Origin of the sequence: Bradyrhizobium sp. 2TAF24 (genome assembly GCF_052115025.1) — a bacterium.
Taxonomy (GTDB): Bacteria; Pseudomonadota; Alphaproteobacteria; order Rhizobiales; family Xanthobacteraceae; genus Bradyrhizobium_A.
The window spans coordinates 211866-237634 of the sequence record NZ_JBFRFW010000002.1; the positions used below are offsets into that span (position 1 = coordinate 211866).

Sequence of the window (25769 nt, forward strand, 5' to 3'; positions counted from 1 at the left end):
ATCGCCCCACACGATGCCGCGACACGACCGGATTGTCACAGCATGTCGTCAGCGTTGCCTGCCGTTACCAGCTGAGGCGGGCGCCGCCCGACAACTGGTGGCTCTCGGCATTGCGGCGGAACTCGCCGTTGTACGCAGCGAACACCCGGAAGTTGTCATTCCACCAGCCGGAGAGCTTGGCGCCGACCAGGGCCGCGTCGCGGCCCGGCTGCGCGGCCGCAACCGTGAAGGCCTCGTCGAGCAGTGCCGCCTGGCTGACCAGCGTAGTGTCGCGCAGGTCGTGCGCCCAGGCGAGCTTCACTTCCGGAACGATGGTGACGCCGTCGACCGTGCGCAGCCGCGCGCTCAGCGTGGCGCCGGCGGTCGTGGTCAGCTTGTCATAGGTCTGCGCGGCATAGACCAGCCCGAACGGCAACTGGCTCTCGCTGTAGCCATCGCGACGGAAGCCCTGCCAGTTGATCCCGGCGAACGGCTTCAGCGTCACATTGGCCGCCAGCGGAATCCGATAGCCGGCTTCCAGCGAGGTGCCGACGCCAACACCATTGGTGCTACCCTGCAGGGCAGACGAGGTCAGCAGGATCTGGCGGTTGGTGGTCATCTGGCTCGGACCGGCTGCGACGCGAAGGTCGACCACCGCCGCGCCCGGCGTCCAGCTCGCATACAGCGCGCCGGCATAGGTGTCGGACGTGCCACGGATGTCTGTGCTGGTCGCCGTGGTGCGCGCGTAACCGAATGCGCCGCCGGCGGTCAGGTTCGCAGAGAACTGCCGATCGGCACCGAGCGTGAAGCCGCCGCTGGCCATCTTCGAGCCGGCAAGCTCGCCCGCATCGCCGACCCGGCTGCTGCGACCGAATCCCTGACCCCAGACACTCCAGCCATTGCGCACGCGCTCCGCCGGAGCGAGGCTGGCGAAGGCATTGGTCGCCGAACTGGTCTCGGCGCTGACGATGCCACGGCCGGCGTAGGACAACGCGAACGACTGCGCCGCACCGGTCTGGCCCTGCTCGGCGCCGAGCGCCAGCATATCCTGGCGATCGCCGAGCGCCCCCAGAATGCCGGAGAATGCCTGCAACGGCGCGCTGGATATCGCCGGCTGGCCCGGACCGCCGAGCTGCGACAGCGCCTTGTCGTACTGCGTCTCCGTATCAAGGTTGTAGAGCGCGTCGAACAACCCCTTCTCGGCTGCGCTTGGCATCACGCCGGACGCGGCACGCTCATTGTCGAGGATCCTGGCGACCGATGTGCGCGGAGCGTCGCGCGGACCGGCGGGCACAAGGCTGCTGAAGCTGACCGGCGTCACTGCCAGCGTGATCGCGGTGGGGCTGTAGATCAGATCGAAGCGGCCATTGGCCGGCAACCCCGAGGTCGGCTGCACCAGTGTCGAGAAGGTGCCGGCGGTGCGCGCACCGTTCTGCGCCTGCACGAAGGCGAACTCGGTGCCGATCGCGGGAGTATAGTTGCTGACGGTGCCGACGCTGCCGCGCAACACCGGTGTAACCGTGCCGGCGGCATAGAACACGTTCCCGGCGCCGGTCACGTAGATCTTGTCATAGGTGCCGGGGCCGCCCGGCACGTTGAGCGTGCCGTCGATGTCGATCCGGGTCGTGGCGGTCGACGTCAGCGTCACATTGCCGTTGAACGTCAGCGAGCCGACCGAATTGCCCGACAGCACGGTGCCGGGCGCGATCGAGCCGTTGGCGATGAGATCACCGACGTTCGCCATTTTACCGGGCGAGAGCGTGCCTGCGATGACGCTGTCGCCGTTCACGGTGCCAAAGCCGGCCAGTGTCGCGGGCTGCTCGACACTGAGTTTGTGGCCGGAGGTGAGGCTCAGCGTGCCATCGACAGCGAGGGTGCCGAGTGTCGCCGTGACGTTGCCACCCGCATTGGTGCGGCCGGAGATGGTCAGGATGCCGTCACCCGACTTGGTGAAATCGCCGTCGGTGTTCAGCAGCCGGCTCCAGAAGGTCGTGGTGTTCGCCGCGACCGACACATTGCTGTTGGCGGCCAGCGTCGTCGGACCGTCGGTGGCGCGATCGAGCCTGATCAGACCATAGCCGAACACGGTATTGATGCCAGGCGCGCCGAGATTTTCGGCGGTCGAGAACAACAGATGCGACAGATCCTGCGCGTTGTAGGTCGGGTTGGCCTGGATCAGCACGGCAATCGCGCCGGATACCGTGGGGGCCGCCATCGAGGTGCCGCCCATGGCGCGGTAGGTGTTGCCGGGAACGGTCGAATAGACCTCGGGTCCGGTCTCGTTGTCACCGCCGGGCGCCGCAACGCACCAGCTGGCGGTCACGCCGCAGAGGTTCGAATACCACGCCGGAGCCTTGGTGTTGCCGACCGACATGACGGCAATGATCTGGCCGTTCTGGCGCTGCAGCCCGGTGCCGTCCAGCCCCTGGCCCTGGTCGTCATAGACGCCGAGATTGGCGTGCGCCGGATTGAGAAACGGCAGCAGCGCCAGCCCGGACGGATTGCGTGCAGCGATCGGATTGTCCCCGCGATCATTGCCGTTGGCAGCTACGATGATCTTGCCGGCCCTCAGGACGTTGAAGACGGCGTCGCCCTCCGCAGAGATGTTGCCGATCGTCCACTGCGTCAGATTTTTAGCGTCGTACTTGGGCCCGTAGCTGGCGTTGTAGACCATGGTCCCGTTCAGCGTCGCGAAATAGTTCAGCGCGCTGGCGCTGGGATCGACGATTCCCGGTCCGGGCGAGGAATTGCTGTCTGTCAGAACCCGCAGCGGAATGATCATGGCGTCGTAGGCGACACCGTGCATATCGACGTTGTCGAACTTCTGTGCCCCGACAATGCCCGCGACATGGGTGCCGTGGGCGTCGGTCGCTGACAGCGGCGACAGGTTGGCGGGATTGTAGACCCCACCCTGGGCGACATAGTTACGGGCGAGATCGAGCCGCAGCTTGTTCACGAGCGCCGCGTTGGTGGTGTCGAAGCCGGTATCCGCCACGGTGACATTGACGCCGGCGCCGGTGAAGCCGCGAGCGTAGGCCAGCGGCGCACCGATCATGGTCAGATTCCACGTCTGATCGTAGGTCGAGGGCAACGGACTTGGCAGGTTCGGCGAATTGTTCACCGCCATCGCGACGTTCTGGTACGACGTCGCTCCCGGAGCGGAAGCGCCGGCAGTGCGCGTTGCCAGGACCTGCGCGGCATTCGGGGCCAGTGTCATCGGGTGACCGGAGGTCAGGACCCCCAGATCCGCGGCCGTCGTCAGGTCGCGAAGTGCCGACGGCGCCAGACCCGAGGCGTGGCGCAGGACTGCATCGCGCAGCTCCGGATTGCGATACGTGCGATCATAAACCTGCGCGATCAGCCCGCGTTCGCCCTGCGCCAGCGCGCTGGCAAGCTCGGCCCTCATGGCTGCGGACAGCGACGCGCCTGGCGCGGACTTCGGCTGCGCGACGCGAAGCGGGGCCTGGCGAACGGCCCGCTCGGAGGCATCAACCGGCGCCGAAATGCAGATGGTGCTCAAAAGCGTGGAGCAGACAAAAAATGCCGAAGCCCCGTGAAAACTCCCCATGACCCCCACAGAACAAGACTCCCCTTCGAATGTCGGACTGGCCGGGATACGTCCATCCCGTCAGCGCTGCACAAGCCGAGGTCGGTTCTAGTATGGCGTCTGATCGATTGGACAGCGCGATCCCCGGATCGCGCGCACCGGCATTGCTTTTGACTTGACGATGCGTCTCAACTGTTCTGTTGTTTCTTTCCCGCCCGCACGCACTCGCGACATATCGCCACACAGGAGCATCCCCGATCATGCGATCGCAACGCCGTCCAGCGCGCGGCAAGCGCCATGCCGTGAAGCTTCGCTGAAAGGGTCGCCCAGGACGCCCCAGACGGGGGAGCATCACGCATGTTCGTCACATCCGCGGCGGCAATTTCGCGCCAGCACCACGACCGAAACGCACAAGCAGAGTTTCCAGCTCATGTCCGATCTTCCGAGGCTCTTCTACATCACCACCGGATTGAAAGAGCCCAACGCGTTCGCGACATGGAGCGCGGTACTGTCGCCGCTGTTCGAACCTCGCTCCTACGGGGCTTCCGGGAAAACGCCGACGGGCTCGGCCGCGGGCATTATCATCGGCGATCTCCTCATTGCGAGGGTGATGTTCAATGCCCAGAACTTCCTAAGAGATGAGCAGCGCATCCGCGCCACCCCCGATCACATCCTGTTTCACCTCTACACCAGCGGAGGGTTCAACGGCGTCGTCAATCGCCAGCGTACGGTGATCGGCCCCGGCAAGGTCGCCATCATCGACCTTGCTCATGGCGTCGATACGCGCGCATTCTCGTCCAATACGCTGTCGCTGATCGTTCCCCGCAAGCTACTGAGCGATCTGCCGCTGGATATGCTCAAGCCTCGCCTCGATCCGCTTCGAAACGAGCTGCTCGCAGCACACATCATGTCGTTGCGCGAACGAAGCGCCCAACTGAGCCAGGCCGATGTTGAAGCGACTGTGGCGAACACCGTTGGCTTTCTGAAGGACCTGCTCGCCCCCGACCCCGAAGCGCTTCCCGCACCGGCAAGAGAAGCAGATGAGAGCGTGACGGCACTGATCGAAGCCACCATCCGCGACAGTCTCGCATCGCCGGACCTGTCGCCGGATTGGCTGGCATCGACGCTCAAAATTTCGCGAGCGTCTCTCTACCGTTTTTTCGCGAGCCACGGCGGCATCATGCGTTATATCCAGGAGCGCCGGCTTCTCGCGGTACGAGCGGCTCTCAGCGACCCGCTCGAGATGCGCCTGTTGTCACGGCTTTCGGCCGACTTCGGCTTCAAAAGCGAAGCGCACTTCAGCCGAAGCTTTCGCAGCCGCTTCGGCATCACAGCCAGCGCATACCGGAAAGCGCAGCTCGACATCTCTGCCAGGACCCAGCTGACAAGCCCCGACGTCGTTCAGCAATGGTGGACGAGCGTCCGACAATGATCGGGCCGGCGGCATCTCGGGCAATCACCGCGCTTCGACGGCATTTTGATTGAGCCGACGGCGTAGCCCCGCGCCTATCGCGCGGGCACGGTGCGACAGGTCACTTCGGCGCGCTCGCGGCAATGAATGCATCCACGATCCCGTAGATCGTGAACATCTCCACCGTCAGGATGAGCGCCGTACCGATCAGCCCCAGTCGCCACGCCTGCGTCTCCCACGCAGCATATTCCAGCACGAAGGCGATGGTGTTCCAGGCCAGCATGAACGCTCCGAACGCCAATGTGATCAGGATCGCCGCCATGCTGAAGACATCACTCCCCCACAGCAGCCTGATCGCCCCGGCCGCCGCGGACGTGAGCGCGCCATAGCTCAGGATCGATCGCGTGAACTCGTTGATCCTGTGCAGACGGGCGCGCCCGACATCCGAACCGATCCAAGAGCAGAAGCGCTCGATCTTTTGCCCCAACACCCAGATGCCTCGCTGGCGGAGTTTACTCATGCTGCAGCCACTGCGATGAAATCGAACGGCACGGATGCCGACCGCAATGTGCTCTCTGGATCATAGGGGAGGCAGCTCCAGACCGGAAATTCGCAAGATTGATCCGCGAGCGAGGGCTGCGAACGCCCCAAGGTAACGCGGGGTCAGCAGCGTCAGGCTGTTTTGACAGGCTTAAACAAAGCAATTGGAAATGGCGCGCCCGAAAGGATTCGAACCTCTGACCCCCAGATTCGTAGTCTGGTGCTCTATCCAGCTGAGCTACGGGCGCATTTGTCGCAGACGCCCTCATCGATGGGGCGAGCGAAGGATCGGCGATGTGGTGGTCGCCGAAGGCGCGCCATAGCTACCGGCTCCCGCCGCGGTTTGCAAGCGCTCAAACCAATTTCAGCAAACGTTTGATGACAAACGTTCGTCACCCGCGACAACCTGCGTTAAACCTTTCCAAAATCAAATGTTTTCTGAAGGAAAGGGCTGCCGTGAAGTGCGCGGCTGACCATTTCAGGCGCGAATACGCTCAGGACGCGGGCTGTACAACTGCACCGGACGGTCGGGGATCGAGATACGGAAGGTCGCCCCGATCGTCCCTTCGACGAGATGCATCTCGCCGCCATGGGCACGGACGAGCTCGGAGGCGATGACGAGACCGAGGCCGGTGCCGCCGTCGCGCGACGAGCCCTGGAACGGCTCGAACAGGTGCTCGCGGGCCGTCTGGGGCACGCCGGGGCCGGTATCCGAGACCTCGATGATGGCCACCGCCCCCTCGCGCCGCCCGGTGATCCGGATCTGCTTGGTGGCGCCGGGGTTGACGCTCTCGCTTTCCAGCGCCTGCGCGGCGTTGCGCACGAGGTTCAGGAGCACGCGGAACAGCTGGTCCGGATCGGCATCGATCGCCAGCCCGCGCTCCACCGCATTGACCCAGATGATCGACGTATCAGCGGCGAGACCGGCGGACTCCCGCACCTCGTTGACGATCGGCTCGAGCGCCACCATGCGCCGGTCCGGCGCCGCCTCCTGGGCACGGCCATAAGATAATGTCGACTGGCAGAACGCGATCGCCCGCTCCAGCGAGCGCACCAGCTTGGGCGCGAAGCGCTGCACCCGCGGATCGGGCACATGGGCGAGCTGGTCCGAGATCAGCTGCGACGATGCCAGCAGGTTGCGCAGGTCATGATTGATCTTCGACACGGCAAGGCCGAGCGCGGCGAGGCGGCTCTTCTGATGCAGCATCGACACCAGATCGCGCTGCATGGCCCCGAGCTCGCGCTCCGCGACGCCGATCTCGTCACCGCGATCCGAGGTTGGAATGATCCGCGCCGGGCTCTCCGGATCGGCGTGATAGGCGACGAGGTTCGCCGTCAGCCGCCGCATCGGCCGCACGAACAGGTAGTGCAGCGCGAGATAGACCAGCGCGGCGGTCAGAATCGCGATCACCAGCGACAGCAGCAGCAAGTTCCGCGAGAAGCGGTACATCGCCTGGCGTAGCGGCAGCTCGTCGACCACCACCTCCAGGAACTGGCCGTGGTTGCCCGGCGCCGGGCCGACCACCCGGATTGCCTGGTTGCCGCTTTCCAGCATCACCTCGAAAGCATCCATGATCGCCGACCAGGCGGTCATCGAGCGCATGTCGACGTCATGCTCGATCGCCGGCGGCATGTCGGCGATGGCGAGCAGGCGGCGCTGCTGCCCCATCTTGATGGCCACCGCCCGCGCCCCGATGCTGCTGAGGATCTCCCGCGCCAGCGAATCGGGCACCATGCCGCTCGGCGCGGCGTTCAGCACCAGCGCGGCGGTGTTGGCGGCCGCCAGGCGATCGTTCAGGCGGTTGATCCTGAAGTTGGCGATCGAGGGCACATAGATCAGCACCTCGGCGATCATCACGAGCGGGATGGTCAGCAGCAACAGCTTGGCAGACAAGCCAAATCGCGGCGGAACGAGCTGCCGCTGGGGCCGGTCGGGGGGGTCCAAAGCGTCGGTCATCGCGCCTGTTCAACTCGAAAATTTCCGCCCGCGGCACGGCCAGCAGGGCGAGACGACCGGCGGCGCCCCCAACGCACGGTCTGCGCCGAACCATGCTCCGTTCCCGCCAATCCGTCAAACGCCTGACAACACTGCCTAAACAGCAGGCAGCGCGGGCCGGCGGCGATGTTTTGCGACCGCAACGGCAAGATTGACGAAAACCGGCTGCTCCCTTATAAGCCGCGCCAACTGTCTCCGGTGGCCGATTTCGCTTGGCCGGGTCATTTGCAGGACCGATTTCGGTTCTTTTTTGACAGACGGGGACGTCATCTCAATTTTTGGAACCCTTACAACCGGCATCCCGGCCGGTCAGCGGAGAACGACCCGTGAAGCGGACCTATCAACCCAGCAAACTGGTGCGCAAGCGCCGTCACGGCTTCCGTGCTCGTCTCGCGACCACCGGCGGCCGCAAGGTTCTGGCTGCCCGCCGCGCCCGCGGCCGCAAGCGTCTGAGCGCCTGAGCGCCTGCCAAGACCCCTTATCCGTGGACCGGTTGAGGCAGCGAGCGGATTTTCTCGCCGCAGCCCAGGGGCCAAGGGCGGCGGGTGCCGCCTTTGTGGTCCAGTACCGCCACCGCGACGATTCCGGCCCGACCAGGGTCGGATTCACCGTTTCCCGCAAGGTCGGGACTGCCACCGAGCGTAACCGTGTCCGCCGCCGGCTTCGCGAATTGGTGAAGCGCATGGACCCCATATCCATGCGACCGCACAGTGATTATGTGCTAGTCGGCCGTCGGGCCGCGCTCGGCCGCGACTTCCAGACCATGCTCGACGATCTGCGCACGGCGCTGAAGCGCCTCGACAGGAAGCCAGCGAAATCGATCCCAAACTGAAGCCAGACGGAATGGCGAGATAGAGACCGATGACCGACAATCGCAACACCATCCTCGCCGTCGTCCTGTCCGGCATCGTGCTGCTCGGCTGGCAATATTTCTTCAACATCCCGCAGATGGAGAAGCAGCGCGCCGCGGAGAAGGCCGCCCAGCAGCAGGCCCAGCTCCACGCCCAGAACCAGCCGGCCGCCGCCGGCAAGGCGACCCCGACCCCCGCCGGTGGACCGGCTGGCGCCCCGGGCTCAGCCGCCACCGTGGCACCGACCGTGACCCGTGAGGCCGCGCTCACCGCCGCGCCGCGCGTCAAGATCGACACCCCGCGCGTCGCAGGCAGCATTTCGCTGAAGGGCGGCCGCATCGACGACGTTTCGCTGGTGAAGTACCGCGAGACCGTGGACCCGCACTCACCGGCGATCGTGCTGTTCGAGCCGTCGGGCGCCCCGAATCCCTTCTATGCCGAGTTCGGCTGGGTCGGCGCCAGCGGCACCACTGCGAAAGTCCCCGACCAGACCACGGTTTGGACCCAGGACGGCTCCAACGCGCTGACCCCCACCACCCCGGTCGTGCTGACCTGGAACAACGGCGAGGGGCTGACCTTCAAGCGCACCATCGCGATCGACGACAACTACCTGTTCTCGCTCAAGGACGACGTCAGCAACGGCGGCGGCGCCCCGGTGACGCTGTATCCCTACGCGCTGATCTCGCGCCACGGCATGCCGCAGGTCGCCGGCTACTACATCCTGCATGAAGGCCTGATCGGCGTGATGGGCGACCAGGGCCTGCAGGAGTTCGCCTACAAGAAGATCGACGAAGAGAAGAAGAAGGAATTCAAGGCGACCAACGCCTGGCTCGGCATCACCGACAAGTACTGGGCCGCGACCCTTCTCCCCGAGACCAACGCCGCCGTGCAGGCGCGCTTCTCGTCCGACACCGTCGCCGGCATCAAGACCTACCAGACCGACTACCTCGCCGACCCGCAGACCATCGCCCCCGGCGGCAGCGGCAGCAGCACCGCGCGGCTGTTCGCCGGCGCCAAGGAGAGCAAGCTGGTCGACGCCTACGACCGTAACCTCAAGCTCAACCGCTTCGAGCTGCTGATCGACTGGGGCTGGTTCTACTTCATCACCAAGCCGATGTTCTGGGTGATCGACTTCCTGTTCCACCTGGTCGGCAATTTCGGCGTCGCCATCCTGCTGGTCACGGTGCTGGTGAAGGCGATCTTCTTCCCGCTCGCCAACAAGTCGTACGCCTCGATGGCGAAGATGAAGGCGGTGCAGCCCAAGCTCGCCGAGCTGCGGGAGCGCTTCCCCGACGACAAGATGAAGCAGCAGCAGGAGATGATGGAGCTCTACAAGAAGGAGAAGATCAATCCTCTTGCAGGCTGCCTGCCGATCGCGATCCAGATCCCGGTGTTCTTCTCACTCTATAAGGTGCTGTTCGTCACCATCGAGATGCGTCACGCGCCGTTCTTCGGCTGGATCAAGGACCTCTCCGCGCCGGACCCGACCAATCTGTTCACGCTGTTCGGGCTGCTGAACTACGATCCGACCCAGTTGCCGATCATCGGCCACTACCTGGCGCTCGGCATCTGGCCGATCATCATGGGCATCACGATGTGGTTCCAGATGAAGCTGAATCCGACGCCGCCGGATCCGACCCAGAAGATGATCTTCGACTGGATGCCGCTGATCTTCACCTTCATGCTCGGCTCGTTCCCCGCCGGCCTCGTGATCTACTGGGCCTGGAACAACACCCTGTCGGTGCTGCAGCAGAGCGTGATCATGTCGCGCAACGGCGCCAAGATCGAGCTGTTCGACAACATCAAGGCGACGTTCGCCGGCAGCAAGAAGGCCGCCGACAACCAGCCGAAAACCCAGACCAAGGGCTGACGACCGTGCCGGTGGCCGCAAGGCCGCCGGACCGTCGCGACAACGGGGCTTCGCATGAATGCGACCAGCGATGCGGAGCTGATCGAGACCGGTCGCAAGGTCTTTGCCGGCGACTGGAAGTTCATCTGGGCCGCCGGCTCGATCGAGACCTTGCCGCCGATGGACGGCATGGAAGTGGCCTTCGCCGGCCGCTCCAATGTCGGCAAATCCAGCCTCATCAATGCGCTGACCAACCGCAATGGCCTCGCTCGCACCTCCCACACACCGGGGCGCACCCAGGAACTGATCTTCTTCGAAGGGCCGCCGAACGCCGGCCTGCGCCTCGTCGACATGCCCGGCTATGGCTATGCCGCTGCGCCGAAGGCGAAGGTCGCGGCCTGGACCGCGCTGATCCACAAATTCCTGCTCGGCCGCGCCAGCCTCGCCCGCGTCTATGTGCTGATCGACTCCCGCCACGGCTTCAAGGACGTCGACATCGAAATTCTGAAGACGTTCGACCGCTCCGCGGTCAGCTACCAGATCGTGCTCACCAAGATCGACCAGATCAAGGCTGCCGAACTGCCTGAGCGCATCGCCGCCATCCAGGCGACGCTGGCGAAGCACCCCGCCGCCTTCCCCGATGTGCTCGCCACCTCGTCGGAGACCGGGGCCGGCATGCCGGAACTGCGCGCGGCGATGATGAAGCTGTTGCGGGAGCGCGGCGCATGACCGGCGCCGGCAAGCCGCTCGCCGCGGTGGCCGCGCTGATGGGCGCGGCAGGCGTCGTGCTCGCGGCGCTGTCGGCGCACGAACCTGACGCCGCCCGGCTCGGTTCGGCGTCGAACATGCTGCTGTTTCACGCCGTTGTCATCATCGGCAGCGTGCTGCTGGTCAACAGCGGTTTCGCGCAGCGGCATATCGGCCTCATCGCCGCCCTCGCCTTCGTCGCCGGCGCCGGATTGTTTGCCGGCGACCTCGTGCTGCGCCAGTTCGCCGGCCAGGGCGTGTTTCCAATGGCCGCCCCGACCGGCGGAACGCTGATGATCCTCGGCTGGCTCGCCCTCGCCATCGCCACCGCCTGGCCGACAAAGGCCGGTTGATCCGCTTTGCGCCGGCGCGGCTGATCGGCTAAAACCGCGCCACCGCATGCGCGCGGCGTGCACTCGCTTGCATGACCGCCGCACGGTCCTGCCGACGTCGCGCCAACAGCCGAGACCGCTCCATGACGGATCCCATCTCCCCGATCGAACAGGCCCGCATTCTCTCCGAGGCACTGCCGCATATGCAGCAGTACGACGAGGAAACCATCGTCATCAAGTACGGCGGCCATGCGATGGGCGAGGAGGAACTGGCACGGCAGTTCGCCCGCGACATCGTGCTGCTGGAGCAGACCGCCATCAATCCGGTGGTGGTGCATGGCGGCGGCCCGCAGATCGCCTCGATGCTCAAGCGCCTCGGCATCGTCTCCGAATTCGCCGCGGGCCTTCGCATCACCGACGCCGCGACCATCGAGATCGTCGAGATGGTGCTGGCCGGCTCGATCAACAAGCAGATCGTCAGCCACATCAACGAAGCCGGCGGCAAGGCCGTCGGCCTGTGCGGCAAGGACGGCAACATGGTGATGGCCACCAAGGCCACGCGCACCATGGTCGATCCGGACTCGCATATCGAGAAGGTCGTCGATCTCGGCTTCGTCGGCGAACCGGAGAAGGTCGACCTCACGCTGCTCAACCAGCTGATCGGCTATGAGCTGATCCCGGTGCTGGCGCCGCTCGCGTCCAGCAAGAACGGCCAGACCTTCAACGTCAATGCCGACACCTTCGCCGGCGCCGTCGCCGGTGCGCTGAAGGCCAAGCGGCTGCTGCTGCTGACCGACGTGCCCGGCGTGCTCGACAAGTCGAAGAAGCTGATCCCGGATCTTTCGATCAAGGACGCGCGCAAGCTGATCGCCGACGGCACCATCTCCGGCGGGATGATCCCCAAGGTCGAGACCTGCATCTATTCGCTGGAGCAGGGCGTCGAAGGCGTCGTCATCATCGACGGCAAGACCCCGCATGCGGTGCTGCTCGAACTGTTCACCAACCACGGCATCGGCACGCTGATCCACAAGTGAGCCGAACGCCGCAACGCCTCGCGACCACGCCGCGGCCTCATGGCCGCAGCTTCGGCCACGGTCTCGCGGTGGCGGCACTTGCCGCCGCCGCGAACGCCGTGACGCCGGCGCATGCCGATCTCAAGCTGTGCAACCGCATGAGCTATGTGGTCGAGGCCGCCATCGGCCTCGAAGACAAGGGCACCACGGCGACGCGAGGCTGGTTCCGGATCGACCCGGCGCAATGCCGCGTGGTGCTGCAGGGCCAGCTCTCGGCCGACCGCGTGCTGCTGCATGCCCGCGCGCTGCCAGTCTATGGTGCCTCGCCGATGCCGCAGAGCGGCACCGACAATCTCTGTGTCGCCACCGACAACTTCACCATCGCTGCCGCGCGGCAATGCCGCGGCGGCCAGCTCACGGCCCCCTTCACCGAAATCAAGCCGAGCCAGACCGACGACGGCAACATGGTCGCCTATCTCGCCGAGGACAGCGAGTACGACGATGAGCAGGCCAAGCTCGCGGCGATCCAGCGCCTTCTCGTCATCGCCGGCTACGACGCCGCGCCGATCGACGGCGTCGACGGCCCGAAGACGCAGGGCGCGCTGAGCTCCTTCCTCAAGAGCCAGGGCCTCAGCGCCGACGCACCCGGGTCGGCCGACTTCTTCACCACCATGATCGCCAAGGTGCAGACGCCCTCCGCCACCGGCCTGACCTGGTGCAACGATACCCCGCACAAGGTAATGGCGGCGGTCGCCATCGACGACGGCAAGGCCGTGGTCAGCCGCGGCTGGTATCGCATCGAACCAGGCAAATGCTTGCATCCGGACCTTGCCGGCCAGCCCAAGCGGGTGTTCAGTTTCGCCGAGGCGGTGGACGCGGCCGGCAAGGCGATCCGCGTCAACGACAAGCCGCTGAACTGGGGCGGACCGACCCTGCTCTGCACCCGCGACAGCAAGTTCGAGATCAACGAGCAGGGCGACTGTGCCTCACGCGGGCTGTCCGCCGCCGGCTTCGCCACCATCGATGCCAGCGCCGGCAAGACGCTGCGTTTCGGCATGCCCTGAGAGACCCCGATGACCAACCGACCGCTCCCACGCTCCTTCACGCACGTCGACACCTGGGTGTTCGACCTCGACAACACGCTCTACCCACACCACGTCAACCTGTGGCAACAGGTCGACGCCCGCATCCGCGACTACGTCTCCGCCTATCTCAAGGTCTCTCCCGAGGAGGCCTTCCGCATCCAGAAGGACTATTACCGCCGCTACGGCACCACCATGCGCGGCATGATGACCGAGCACGGCGTCAAGGCCGACGACTTTCTGACCTATGTCCACGCCATCGACCATTCGCCGCTCGAGCCCAATCCGGCGATGGGCGCCGCGATCGCCGAGCTGCCCGGCCGCAAGCTGATCCTGACCAACGGCTCGCGCGACCATGCCCGCGAGGTGCTGGCGAGGCTGGGAATCGCCACGCAATTCGAAGCGGTGTTCGACATCATCGCCGCCGAGCTCGAGCCCAAGCCCGCGCTCAAGACCTACCGCCGCTTTCTCGACCTGCACGGCGTCGACCCGGCGCGCGCGGCCATGTTCGAGGACCTCGCCCGTAACCTGACGGTGCCCCACGACCTCGGCATGACCACGGTGCTGGTGGTGCCGGACGGAACGAAGAGCGTGGTGCGCGAGGACTGGGAGCTGGAGGGCCGCGACGCCGCCCATGTCGACCATGTCACCGACGACCTGACCGGCTTTCTGCAGAGGCTACTGCCGAAGCGGTAGGCCTCCCGCGCTTGACTCTGCCCGTCCAAATCCCGACAAAAGCCTCCATCACACGCGCTCCCGCCGCTTTACAAGGAACGAGATATGTCCCTGTCCGCCCTCGAAACCACCCTGAACGCAGCCTTTGACGCGCGCGACACCGTGAGCGCCGCGACCAAGGGCGAGGTGCGCGAGGCCGTGGACCACGCGCTCGACCTGCTGGACAAGGGCGAGGCCCGCGTCGCCCAGCGCCAGGACGACGGCAAGTGGCAGGTCAACCAGTGGCTGAAGAAGGCCGTGCTGCTGTCGTTCCGCCTCAACGACATGAGCCCGATCCCGGGCGGCCCGGGCGGTGCGAGCTGGTGGGACAAGGTGCCCTCCAAGTTCGAAGGCTGGGGTGAGAACCGCTTCCGCGCCGCCGGCTTCCGCGCCGTGCCCGGCGCCATCGTCCGCCGCTCGGCCTTCATCGCCAGGAACGTGGTGCTGATGCCGTCGTTCGTGAACCTCGGCGCCTATGTCGATGAATCGACCATGGTCGACACCTGGGCGACGGTCGGCTCCTGCGCCCAGATCGGCAAGAACGTGCATATCTCCGGCGGGGTCGGCATCGGCGGCGTGCTGGAGCCGCTGCAGGCCGGGCCGGTGATCATCGAGGACGACTGCTTCATCGGCGCGCGTTCGGAGGTCGCCGAAGGCGTCGTGGTGCGCAAGGGCGCGGTGCTGTCGATGGGCGTGTTCCTCGGCGCATCGACCAAGATCGTCGACCGCGAGACCGGCGAGGTGTTCATCGGCGAAGTGCCGGCGTACTCCGTGGTGGTGCCGGGCGCGCTGCCGGGCAAGCCGCTCAAGGACGGCTCGCCGGGGCCCTCGCTCGCCTGCGCCGTCATCGTCAAGCGCGTCGACGAGAAGACCCGCTCCAAGACCAGCATCAACGAACTGCTGCGCGACTGACGCCCAGCACGCGCCGCGGTCACCGTGACCGCGGCGGCCTGTACATCGGATCTGTCATTCGCGTTGGCATCTTCAGGAGATGCGAATGACAGAGCCGGAACTCCAGGGAGACGCGGCGTGGACTGGCAGATGTTCTTGTTCAGCACGGCTGGACGTATCCCGCGGGCCAGATACTGGCTCGCCCTGCTGTTCTACGCGGTGATCATCTTCGCCGGCTTCGCCTGCGCGCTGCTGCTGCTCACCAGCAGCTCCGACATCGCCTCGGTACTGCTTTATGTCGGCGGCGGGCTCTTGTTCCTGCTGCTGTATTTCTCCGTCAATGCCGTCGCCATCAAGCGACTGCACGACCGCGACAAGAGCGGCTGGTGGACGGTGGCGTTCGTGGCGCTGCCGGGCCTGCTGTACGGCGCCAGCAACGGCCTCGTCACGCCGGACAGCAGCCGCGTCCTGCGCATCGCCGCGCTGCTGCTGTTGCTGTGGGGCCTCGTCGAGCTCGGCGGCATCCGCGGCACCAAAGGCCCCAACCGCTTCGGCGACGACCCGCTCGATCCCTCCGCCGAGCCGACAGGATCCTGAATGACGACCGACTCGCTCTCCATCGCCCGCGACCTGCTGCGCTGTCCCTCCGTGACCCCGGCGGAAGCCGGCTCGCTCGGCGTGCTCGAACGCCTACTCAAGGACGCCGGCTTCGAGGTGCACCGCATCACGTTCAGCGAGCCGGGCTGGCCCGATGTCGAGAACCTCTATGCGCGGATCGGCACGACGGCGCCGCACCTGACCTTCGCCGGCCACACCGACGTGGTGCCGGCCGGCGACGAGGCCGCCTGGAGCCACGGCCCGTTCGCGGGCGACGTCAAGGACGGCGTGCTCTACGGCCGCGGCGCTGTCGACATGAAGGGCGCGATCGCTTGCGCGGTCGCAGCGACCCTCGACCATCTCGCCACCCGCGGCGGCACGCCGAAAGGCTCGATTTCGTTCCTGATCACCGGCGACGAGGAAGGCCCCGCGGTCAACGGTACGCCCAAACTGCTGCAATGGGCGGCGGAACGCGGCGAAAAATTCGACCACTGCGTGCTCGGCGAGCCGAGCAATGTCGACGTGCTCGGTGACAGCATCAAGCTGGGACGGCGCGGCTCGCTGTCGGGCACGGTCACGGTCGACGGCGTGCAGGGCCATGTCGCCTATCCGCACCGCGCCGCCAATCCGGTGCCGGATATCGCAGCCATCATCACCGCGCTGTCGTCGGAGCCGCTCGACCACGGCGACGAACATTTCCAGGCCTCCAACCTCGAATTCGTCACTGTCGACGTCGGCAATCCGGCCTGGAACGTAATCCCCGGCCAGGCCAGGGCGCGCTTCAACATCCGCTACAATGACTGCCACACCGAGGCATCGCTGAAGGCGCTCGTCGAGGAACGCCTCGCGAAAGCCTGCGGCAACCGCATCAAGGCGCATATCGCCTGGGAGCCGTCCAACTCTGGCGTGTTCATCGCCAAGCCCGGTCCCTTCACCGACATGGTGATCGGCGCGATCGAGGAGGTCACTGGCCGCAAGCCGGCGCTGAGCACCGGCGGCGGCACCTCGGACGCGCGCTTCATCACCCACTACTGTCCGGTGCTGGAGTTCGGCCTGGTCGGCCAGACCATGCACCAGATCGACGAGCGCACGCCAGTCGCCGATCTCGAAAACCTGACCAAGGTCTATCGCCGCGTCCTGGATCGCTACTTCGCATGACCGTGCTCGTCGTCACCGCGCTGCGCAGCGAGCTGAATGCAGACCGGGCTCCTGACGGGGTTCAGGTGGTGTTCGGCGGGGTGGGCAAGGTCAACACGGCGCTCAACACCACCATTGCGCTGCTCAAGAGCAAGCCGACTTTGGTGGTCAACTACGGCACCTGTGGCAAGATCAATCCGCGCCTGCATGGCCTCCTCGAAATCTCGGAGGTCATCCAGCGCGACATGATGGCGATGCCGCTGGCGCCGCGCGGCGTCACCCCGCTGAGCGACGACGACGCCGTGCTCACGTCCGGCCACGGCACCGCCCTATGCGGCACCGGCGACAGCTTCGTCACGACGAGCGACCCCTGGCTGATCGAGCACAAGGTGGATGTCGTCGACATGGAACTGTTCGCCATCGCCCGGGTCTGCAAGCACTTCGGCGTCGCTTGGCGCGCCTTCAAGTTCATCACCGACGGCGCCGACGACACCGCCCACAACGACTGGACCGCGAATGTCGCCGATGGCGAGGACCTGTTCTGGGACGTGCTGCGGCGGGACGTGCTCGGCCGTCCCTGAACGCGCCGGCCCCGGGCACCATCGAGTTAAGTCAGCCTCACTCACCTCTCTGACCTGCCACCCGCCGGCGCCGGCCGGGATCGTCGTTGCGCGCGTGCCCGGCGTATGCGACGCTCTGTAGCGCTACAACGTCAGATCCTCGAAGACCGCACATGGATCAGAGCCTAGCGATGAAACAGCAATCCCCGACGCGCTTTGCGGCCATCAGCCTCCTGATCGCAGGAAGCCTCGTCACCACGCCGACCTTCGCGCTCAATGAACGCAGTGGCATGCCGCGCGAGCCGCGCAGCGTCCGCGCCATCTGCGCCAAGGAGAGCCAGGGCTATCACCTGCCCTATCGCGGCTGGGTGACCAGAAATCGACTCGCCTTCAACACCTGCCTGCGCGAACACGTGCACGAGATCTGGCCCGGCTGATCCGCCGCGCCCGCCGATCCGGCCTCAGAGCACGCTGAAGCACACGCTGCCGAAGCACACCACGGGCCGGTCGGCCCGCGGGTCGGCGTAGAGAACGTGGCCGTCCCCCGCTGCCGCCGGCTGCGGCGCGCCGAAGAAGGCGATCACACCGGCAGGCAGCGGCGCCGGTGGCGCGACCGGGCTCTGCAGCGTATCGAGAACCGCCGACAGCGAGTTGGCCGGCGGACGCGGCTGCACCGTGAGGTTCGCCCCCACATAGGTCAGGACATAGTTGGCGGACGGTCTGGCGAGGCTGCCCTGGGTGATGGCGTAGGTCCCCGCCGGCGAATTCATGTCCGCCGCCGTTGCCAGCATGCCGCTCAGCGTGTCGCCGTTGACGAGGCCGCGACCGCCGACGCGGTAGGTCAGTGCCGGATTGGCGTCGCCACTGGTCCTGCTGAGGGCGTCGGCCGTCACGGTGATGGGCCGCGGCGTCACCGTCAACGTCCCGCCGGTGAAGCTCGTCAGCGTGTAGTTGGCCGACGCCGCCAGCGTGCCGCGCAGGATGGCATAATCGCCGATATTGCTGGTCGCGGTTGCTGCGGTGGTGAGGCTGCCGGACAGCATGTCGCCATTGACGAGGCCGGCGCCGCCGACCACGTAAGTCAGCGACGGAATGGCATCGCCGTAGACTCGCGACCGGTCGTTCGCGGCCACCGTGATGGCGCGCGGCGTGATCGCCAGCGCCGTCGTATTCCCCGACGCCTGGACGAAGATGTAGTTGCCGTTGTTCGCGGTCAGCCCCGAACCGGTGATGGCGTAGCTGCCAACGCCGGACGCCACGTTGGCGCTGCTCGCGAACATCGCCGTGCCGGTGGTCGCGGTCACCAGCGTCTCGTTGTTGACGAAGCCCGTGACGGTCCCGGAGAACGCCGGGTTGGCGTCGCCATACGACCGGGTGGCCGCATTGGCGGTATAGGTCAGCGTCGCCGGATTGATAACGAACGCCGCCGGGTGCGCAGCAAACGCCAAGGTGTAGTTGCCGCCGGCCGACAGCGAGCCGAGCGTGTAGGCATAGGGGCCACCCGCAACCGTCTCGCCGGCGACACGGCCGAGCGCACCGGTCAAGGCGAGGCCGCTGTCGTCGATGCCGAGACCCGCGTTCACCACCCGCCCGCTCGCGCTGTAGGTGAAAGTCGGGTCCGCACCGCCATAGGTCTTCGACTGTCCGCCGGTCGGCGTCACGGTCAGCGTCGCCGGCGTCACCGTCAGCGTGTTGCCGGCATAGGTGATGGCATAGTTCGCATTGTTGGCGTTGGTCACGCTGCCCTGGGCGATGGCATAGCCTCCACCGACGACGTTCTCTCCGCCCGCACGGCTCAGCGTGCCCGACAGCATGTCGCCGTTCACCAGGCCGTTGCCGCCCACCGTGTAGGAAAGCGTCGGGTCGCCGGTGCCGTAGACCTTGCTCTGGGCGTCCGCCGTCACGGTGATGGCACGGCGTCCGATCGACAGCGCCGTTGAATTGCCGGATGCCTGAACGAAGACGTAGTTGCCATTGTTGGCGATCAGGCCGCTTCCCATGATGCCGTAGGATCCGACCCCCGACGTCGCGCCGGCGGTGCTCGCGAACGTCGTCGTACCGGTGGTGGCGCTGCCGAGGGTGTCGCCGTTGACGAAGCCGGTGACGGTGCCGGAGAACGCCGGATTGCTGTCGCCATACTGCCGCGATGCCACATTGGCGGTGTAGGTCAGTGTCGCCGGATTGATGGCGAATGTCGCAGGGCTGGACGTGAACGCCAGCGTGTAGTTGCCGCCGGCCGACAGCGAGCCGAGCGTGTAAGCATAGGGGCCACCCGCAACCGTCTCGCCGGCGACACGGCCGAGCGCGCCGGTCAGCGCGAGGCCGCTGTCGTCGATGCCGAGCCCCGCATTCACCACACGGCCGCTCGCGGTGTAGGTGAAGGTCGGATCCGCCCCGCCATAGGTCTTCGACTGCCCGCTGGTCGGCGTGATGGTCAGCGTCGCCGGGGTGATGCTCAGCGTGTTGCCGACATAGGTGATGGCATAGTTCGTATTGTTGGCGCTGGTGATGCTGCCCTGGCCGATGGCATAGCCGCCGCCGACGACATTCTCGCCGACGACGCGGGTCAGCGTGCCAGTGAGGGTCTCGCCGCTGACCAGACCGGCGCCGCTGACCAGGTAGGTCAGGGACGGATCCGCGCTGCCATAGACCTTGCTTTGGGCGTCTGCCGTCACCGTGATGGCACGTGGTGTGATCGCGAAGCTTGCCGGATTTGTCGCCATCGCCAGCGTGTAGTTCGATCCTCCGGAGAGCGTATTGAGGGTGTAGCTGTAGGGGCCACCAACCACCGTCTCACCTGCGACGCGTCCCAGCCTGCCTGTCAGCGTGAGGCCGCTATCGTCAATTCCGAGCGTTGCGTTCACCACCCGACCGCCCACTGCGTAGGTGTAGGTCGGATTCACATTGCCGTAGGTCTTGGACTGGCCGCTATTGGGCGCGATGGTCAGCGTCGCCGGCGTAATCGCGAAGCTCGCCGGATTCGTCGCCATCACCAGCGTATAGTTCGACCCGGCGGAAAGGGTGTTGAGCGTGTAGCCGTAAGGACCGCCGGCCACGTTTTCGCCGGCCGCGCGGCCGAGCCCGCCAGTCAGCGTCAGGCCGCTGTCATTGATGCCGAGACCCGCGTTCACCACCTGACCGCTCGCGGTGTAGGCGAAGGTCGGGTCCGCCTGGCCGTAGGTCTTGGACTGTCCGGCGGTCGGGGCGATCGTCAGCGTCGCCGGCGTGATCGCGAAGGCCGCCGGGTTCGCCGCCATCACCAGCGTGTAGTTGGCGCCGGCCGACAGCGAGCCGAGGGTGTAAGCGTAGGGGCCGCCCGCAACTGTCTCACCAGCCGTACGGCCGAGCGCACCTGTCAGCGTGAGACCGCTGTCGTTGATGCCGAGGCCGGCGTTCACCACCTGCCCGCTCGCAGCATAGCCGAAGGTCGGATCGGTCTGGCCGTAGACCTTGGACTGGGCGCTGGTCGGGGCGATCGTCAGCGTCGCCGGGGTGACGGTCAGCGTATTGCCGGTATAGCTGATGGCGTAATTCGGATTGTTGGTGTTGGTGACGCTGCCCTGGCCGATGGCATAGCCGCCACCGACGACATTCTCGCCGGCGATACGGGTCAATGTGCCTGTCAGTGTATCGCCGTTGACCAGGCCGCCGCCACCGACCGTATAGCCAAGCGTCGGATCGGCGCTGCCGTACACCTTGCTCTGGGCATTCGCCGTCACCGTGATCGCACGTGCGTTGATGGTGAGATTGGCGCCCGTGAACGTCGTGATCTGGTAGTTGGCGCTGGCGTTGCCGAGATCGCCGGCCGTGATGCCATAGACACCGACGCCCCTCGACGTCGTCGCCGACGTCGCCAGCGCGCCCGACAGGCTGTCGTTGTTCACGAGCCCCTGTCCGCCGACGGTATAGGTCAGCGCCGGGTTGGCGTCGCCGTAACTGCGCGACTGGGCATCGGCCGTCACCGTGATCTGCCGTGGCGTGATGGTCAGATTGGCGCCGGTGTAGGAGGTGATCGTATAGTTGGAATTGCCGAGGGTGCCCTGCGTGATGCCATAGGTGCCGATACCCGTGGCCGAGGCCGCCGACGTCGCCAGTGCTCCCGACAGCGTGTCGGTGCCGACAAGACCGTTCACCGAATACGTGAAGGTGGGATTGGCATCGCCATAGACGCGCGACGCCGCACTGGCGGTCACCGAGATCGAGCGCGGCGTGATGGTCTCATTGGCGCTGACATAGGTGATGGCGTAGTTGGAATTGCCGAGCGTGCCCAGGTTGATCGCATAGTTGCCGACGTTCGACGTCGAGCTCGCCAACGTCGACAGCCCGCCCGTGAGCACGTCACCGTTCAGCAGGCCGCCGTTGGTGATCTGGTAGGTCAGCGTCGGATCGGTGGTGTCGCCATAGACGCGGGTTTTCGCATCGGCCGTGATCGTCAGCGGTCGCCCGGTCACCGTGAACGTGCCCGGAATATAGACCAGCCGGTAGACGTTGCCCGACGGGCTCGTCACCGCGGCTCCGGATGCGGTGATGGCATAATCGCCGACATTGGAGAACTGGCCGACCGAGGTGAAGAGGCTGGCCAGCGTGGCGAAGCTGTCGCCCGGCTTCAGGTTGCCGTAGTGGGTCGCCGTCAGCGCCGGGTTGGCGTCGCCGTAGTTGCGGGTGACGGCGTTGGGAGCGATGGTCAGCACCGTGAGGAAGGCGTAGAGTTCCGGATAGTGCGCAACGGTGGCGCCGTTGTTCTGTCCGACCTGGTTCGGCGGCGCCCAGACCCCCTGGAAGTCCCAGCCGCTAAAGAGCGTCTGGTAGTTCGAAAGATCCTGCAACTGGGCGGTTGTCTGGCCGGTGGCGTTGAAGGTGTAGAGATTGGTGCCATAGCCCTGGGACATGCCGGTTGTCGTCGTGTCCCAGAACGAGTTCGTAACCCGTCCGATACCGCTGTTGTATCCGACCAGTCCGCCCAGGTCCGATGTGCCGCTGACCGCGCCGGTCGCGTAGGTGCGGGTGATGGTGCCTTGGTTGTAGCCGGCCAGACCGCCCACCTCGGAGCTGCCCGCAAGCCCCGTGACGGTGCCGCTGGCATAGGCGTCGCTGATCGTGCCGAAGGACTGGTTGATGCCGACAAGACCGCCGACGTTCTGCAGACCGCTGACCGTGCCACCGGCATAGGACTGGCTGATCGTTCCGAAATTCGTGCCGACAAGGCCACCCACATAGATACCGGTGCCGGTCCCGGTCACCGATGCCGTGGAATAGCTCTGCGAGAGGATGTTGACGTTGGTCCCGACCAGACCGCCCACACTTTGCGTTCCGGAGACGGTGCCGGTCGAATAGACGTTGGTGATCGTGCCGAGGCTGCGGGCGGCAATCACACCCACCTGATTTCCTCCCGACACCGTCGCGTTGACGACGCCGAGATTCCTGACGATCCCTTCCGCCTCGATAATGCCGAACAGGCCGGCGAGGTCGCCACGGCTGATCGACAGATTCGCGATGGTGTGACCGCCGCCATCCAGCACACCTCGGAACTGGACCGCGCTGCCGATCGGCACGAAGCCATAGCCGTCGCCGAGCACATTGGAGGTGAACCAGTTGCCGGAGCTGCTGCCGAGCGCGGCGGACAGGTCGATGTTCCGCATCAGCGTGTAGGACGCGGTCGGCGCCAGTATCATCAACTGCAGCTGATGCGCATTGCCGATGCTGGTGGAATACTCGCTCAGCAGGAACGGCCGTGTCGCGCCATGGAGGCTGTAGGGGTTGTTCAGCGAGCCATCGGCGTCGACGATGACGAAGCCGGACGCCCCGGGCGTGGTGCCGAAGGTGAGGCCGGGCATGTTGGCCGAATTGGCGAACTGGCCCGTCGTCAGGCCGGTCGCCTGGAAGGTGCCGGTCGCGCCACCGTTGCCGTTGCTCTTGCCGGTGGTCTGGGTGTCCCAGTAGGAATTGGTGACGCTCGCTCCACCCGACACGTCGTAGCCGACAAGACCGCCGCTCTGAGGGTTGTACGTGGCCGTGACGAGACCGGTTGCGTAGGTCTGCGTGATCGGACCCGAATTGGCCCCGACCAGTCCGCCAGCAGTGTAGCCGAAAACGCTTCCCGTCGCGTAGCTCTGCGAGATCGAACTGTTGTTCTGCCCGACAAGACCTCCCGCCGCCCCGCCCTGGGCCGACACATTGCCGCTCGCGTACGAACCGACGATGGACGCACCGTTGTAGCCGACCAGACCACCGGCATTGTCGCCGCCGGAGCCCTGGCCGCGCAACGTGTTGGTCACGTTTCCGGTGGCGTAGGAGAATTGGATGACGCCGCCCGCATTGTAACCGGCCAGTCCGCCGGAATACCGATAGCCCGAGACGCTGGCGCTCGAGAAGGAATTGGTGATGGTGCCATTGTTCTGACCGACGAGCCCACCGACATAGATGTTGCCGGTGATCGCTCCGCTGGTGACGCCGAAGTTCCTGATCTGGCCGCTGTTGCCCGTGAACAGGCCGATGACGTTGGTCGTCGGCCGATTGACCGTCAGGTTGGAAACCGCGTAATTCTGTCCATCGAAGACGCCAGAGAACGGCGTTCCGGAATAGGCGTAGCTGGCGTTCATCGACAGCGTGCCGATCGGCTTGAAGCCCGCGCCGCTGTTCCAGGTCGACGTCACGCTGGCGTCAATATCGCGTCCAAGCGCGTAAGCCCCCGACAAGTTGTTGTTGACGTTCTGCAGGTCATAGACGTTGTTGACCAGCATGTAGGCGGTCAGCGAACCGCCGCCGGCGACCTTGCCGCTGTAGTCGGTCGCCGTCGCGTAGCTCGTGGCATTGACCGACGGCGTGCCCGTGGCGGGATTGCTGGCCGGATTGTAATAGATGTTCACCGCGCCGGAGGTCGACACCTGGATGCCGGCGCCGAACGTGACAGTTCCGCTGCCCATCCCGCTGTTGTCGGCACGCAGGTTGACCGCCGCGCCACCGGAATTGGCGATGGCGGCGTTGACGTTGACATTGTGGTAGGCACTGAGCGTCAGGCTGTTGCCGCTCGACCAGTTGACGGCATTGGCGACGGTGATGTCGCCGGCATCGGTGCCGGCGCTGCCGAAGCCGCCGGTGGTGATGGTGACGTTGGCCGAATTCAACGCCATCTGCAGCGTGGCGACGCTGATGACGCTGGTGCCCGTGGCCGAGATGACTTTGGTGCCGTTGACGTTCGCGCTTCCCTGGTTGGCATCGGTGCCATTGGAGATCACGACGTTGTAGGGATCGAGCAGCAGCGTGCCGAGGCGCCCTTTGGGAGCCGACAGGTCGGTCACGCCGGCGTAGCGGAGCACGCCATGGCTCGAAACCTCGGCTTCGCCGCCGTTGCCGCCAGTATCGCCGCCGCGCGCAGAGATGGTGCCTGCGAAATTGGTCTGGACATCCGACCACACCACCACGTTGCCGCCGTTGCCGCTCCCCGTGGCGTCGGCCTTGATGGTGCTGGCCGCATCCATCGTCACCGTCCGGGCATGTTGCAGCGTGCCGCCGCCCTGACGGTCGCCGCCGACCTTGACGGCGCCGCCACCCGTGCGGCCCGACGCGTCGAGCTTCGCACCGCGCAGCGCAATGTCCCTGCCGGTCACCGTGATGGTACCACCCTTGCCGCTGCGCGACGCCGTGGTCAGCTTGCCGCTGACCGCAACCTCACCGCCCTCGCCGCCGCCGATCTCGATCGCGCCGGTCTTGCCGCCGATCGAGCGCGCCTGCACCAGGCCGGAGATGTTGATGGCGTTGCGCGCCGCCTCGCGCGCCGTCGCCGCACTGATGATCACGGCGCCACCATCGGCCTTGATGGTGCCGGAGCTCTCGATCAGCGCGCCGGAGGTCTTGGCGTTGGTCGGCGCCGCCACCTGCAGGAAGCCATCGCCGGAGAAGTCGAGCGTCGCCTGCTCGCCGGAGCCGAGCCCGACCTTGCCGAGCGGCACATAGATCTTGCCGCTGTTCGAGACGGTGCCGCCGATCAGCGCCATGTAGCCGCCGCGGCCGACCGTGATGGTGCCGGCGTTGCTGACCGCCGCCGACGCGCCATTCCCGCTAAGCGAGCGCTTGCCGTTCATGAAATCGGCATCGGAGATGCCGAGCGTCGAGGCGACGAAGCCGCCGCCGGTGGTGACGGTGCCGCTCGGGGTGATGGCGATGCCGTTGGGATTGACGAGGTAGACCTGGCCGTTGGCGGTCAGCGAGCCCGCGATGCTCGACGGCGTGTTGCCGGTGACACGATTGAGGATCGCCGACGACGCGTTGGGCTGGTTGATGTTGACTGCATAACCCTGGCTAATTGAAAAACTCTGCCAGTTGACCACCGCGCTCTGGCTGCTCTGGTTGATGGTCAGCGTCGTCGCCGACGGCTGCGACACGCTGGCGCTGCCCGCCGCGACGCTGCCGCCGGTCGGCAGGTTCTGCGCAGAGGCCGTGACCACGAGGCCGGGTGCCGTCAACGCTGAGGTCGCAAGCAACAGCGCAAGGTGCGGCGCGCGGGAACGGACACGCGAACAAGAG

Annotated in this window: 18 protein-coding genes and 1 tRNA gene; 14 read left to right on the forward strand and 5 right to left on the reverse strand. The window is 66.0% G+C overall.

Features of this window, described 5'->3' with window-relative positions:
* Positions 1-64: 64 nt before the first annotated feature.
* Positions 65-3385: an autotransporter domain-containing protein gene (locus tag AB4Z37_RS04270; RefSeq protein ID WP_441515443.1), complete on the reverse strand. Its 3321-nt coding sequence runs from the start codon at positions 3383-3385 to the stop codon at positions 65-67.
* Positions 3386-3956: 571 nt separating this feature from the next.
* Here AB4Z37_RS04270 and AB4Z37_RS04275 point away from each other — a divergent pair.
* Complete coding sequence (locus tag AB4Z37_RS04275; protein WP_441515444.1) at positions 3957-4958, forward strand: helix-turn-helix domain-containing protein; 1002 nt, start codon at positions 3957-3959, stop codon at positions 4956-4958.
* A gap of 100 nt (positions 4959-5058) precedes the next feature.
* On the opposite strand, the gene AB4Z37_RS04280 is transcribed toward AB4Z37_RS04275, so the two are convergent.
* The 3 genes from AB4Z37_RS04280 to AB4Z37_RS04290 form a co-directional block, all read right to left on the reverse strand.
* Positions 5059-5457, reverse strand: coding sequence for a hypothetical protein (locus AB4Z37_RS04280; protein ID WP_441515445.1), 399 nt, complete (start codon positions 5455-5457; stop codon positions 5059-5061).
* A 191-nt stretch (positions 5458-5648) separates the two neighbouring features.
* Positions 5649-5725 (reverse strand) — tRNA-Arg (locus AB4Z37_RS04285).
* 230 nt (positions 5726-5955) lie between these two features.
* Positions 5956-7434: an ATP-binding protein gene (locus AB4Z37_RS04290; RefSeq protein ID WP_441515446.1), complete on the reverse strand. Its 1479-nt coding sequence runs from the start codon at positions 7432-7434 to the stop codon at positions 5956-5958.
* Between the two features lie 365 nt (positions 7435-7799).
* Here AB4Z37_RS04290 and rpmH point away from each other — a divergent pair, with 365 nt between their 5' ends.
* The 13 genes from rpmH to AB4Z37_RS04355 all read left to right on the forward strand — a co-directional run bounded on the left by rpmH (position 7800) and on the right by AB4Z37_RS04355 (position 17683).
* Complete coding sequence (rpmH, locus tag AB4Z37_RS04295; protein WP_006609582.1) at positions 7800-7934, forward strand: 50S ribosomal protein L34; 135 nt, start codon at positions 7800-7802, stop codon at positions 7932-7934.
* Positions 7935-7957: 23 nt separating this feature from the next.
* Complete coding sequence (rnpA, locus tag AB4Z37_RS04300) at positions 7958-8305, forward strand: ribonuclease P protein component (protein ID WP_441515447.1); 348 nt, start codon at positions 7958-7960, stop codon at positions 8303-8305.
* Positions 8306-8334: 29 nt separating this feature from the next.
* Positions 8335-10194, forward strand: coding sequence for a membrane protein insertase YidC (gene yidC / locus AB4Z37_RS04305; protein ID WP_441515448.1), 1860 nt, complete (start codon positions 8335-8337; stop codon positions 10192-10194).
* 54 nt (positions 10195-10248) lie between these two features.
* A complete protein-coding gene (gene yihA / locus AB4Z37_RS04310) occupies positions 10249-10902 on the forward strand; it encodes a ribosome biogenesis GTP-binding protein YihA/YsxC (protein WP_441515449.1) in 654 nt (217 codons plus the stop codon).
* A complete protein-coding gene (locus tag AB4Z37_RS04315; protein WP_441515450.1) occupies positions 10899-11273 on the forward strand; it encodes a DUF423 domain-containing protein in 375 nt (124 codons plus the stop codon). Before yihA ends, AB4Z37_RS04315 begins: the two co-directional genes overlap by 4 nt.
* 122 nt (positions 11274-11395) lie before the next feature.
* Entirely contained in the window at positions 11396-12286 is an 891-nt protein-coding gene (gene argB / locus AB4Z37_RS04320) for an acetylglutamate kinase (RefSeq protein ID WP_441515451.1), read from the forward strand.
* Between the two features lie 137 nt (positions 12287-12423).
* Positions 12424-13329: a DUF1036 domain-containing protein gene (locus AB4Z37_RS04325; RefSeq protein ID WP_441515769.1), complete on the forward strand. Its 906-nt coding sequence runs from the start codon at positions 12424-12426 to the stop codon at positions 13327-13329.
* Positions 13330-13338: 9 nt separating this feature from the next.
* A complete protein-coding gene (locus AB4Z37_RS04330) occupies positions 13339-14043 on the forward strand; it encodes a pyrimidine 5'-nucleotidase (RefSeq protein WP_441515452.1) in 705 nt (234 codons plus the stop codon).
* 84 nt (positions 14044-14127) lie between these two features.
* Entirely contained in the window at positions 14128-14973 is an 846-nt protein-coding gene (gene dapD / locus AB4Z37_RS04335) for a 2,3,4,5-tetrahydropyridine-2,6-dicarboxylate N-succinyltransferase (protein ID WP_441515453.1), read from the forward strand.
* A gap of 117 nt (positions 14974-15090) precedes the next feature.
* A complete protein-coding gene (locus AB4Z37_RS04340) occupies positions 15091-15549 on the forward strand; it encodes a DUF805 domain-containing protein (RefSeq protein WP_211974997.1) in 459 nt (152 codons plus the stop codon).
* Positions 15550-16707, forward strand: a complete 1158-nt coding sequence (gene dapE / locus AB4Z37_RS04345; RefSeq protein ID WP_441515454.1) for a succinyl-diaminopimelate desuccinylase — start codon at positions 15550-15552, stop codon at positions 16705-16707.
* Positions 16704-17267 carry a phosphorylase family protein gene (locus AB4Z37_RS04350; protein WP_441515455.1) on the forward strand — a complete coding sequence of 188 codons (564 nt, stop codon included), beginning with the start codon at positions 16704-16706 and terminating at the stop codon, positions 17265-17267. Before dapE ends, AB4Z37_RS04350 begins: the two co-directional genes overlap by 4 nt.
* Positions 17268-17437: 170 nt before the next feature.
* Positions 17438-17683 carry a hypothetical protein gene (locus tag AB4Z37_RS04355; protein WP_441515456.1) on the forward strand — a complete coding sequence of 82 codons (246 nt, stop codon included), beginning with the start codon at positions 17438-17440 and terminating at the stop codon, positions 17681-17683.
* Between the two features lie 24 nt (positions 17684-17707).
* On the opposite strand, the gene AB4Z37_RS04360 is transcribed toward AB4Z37_RS04355, so the two are convergent.
* Positions 17708-25708: an MBG domain-containing protein gene (locus AB4Z37_RS04360; protein ID WP_441515457.1), complete on the reverse strand. Its 8001-nt coding sequence runs from the start codon at positions 25706-25708 to the stop codon at positions 17708-17710.
* Positions 25709-25769: the final 61 nt, after the last annotated feature.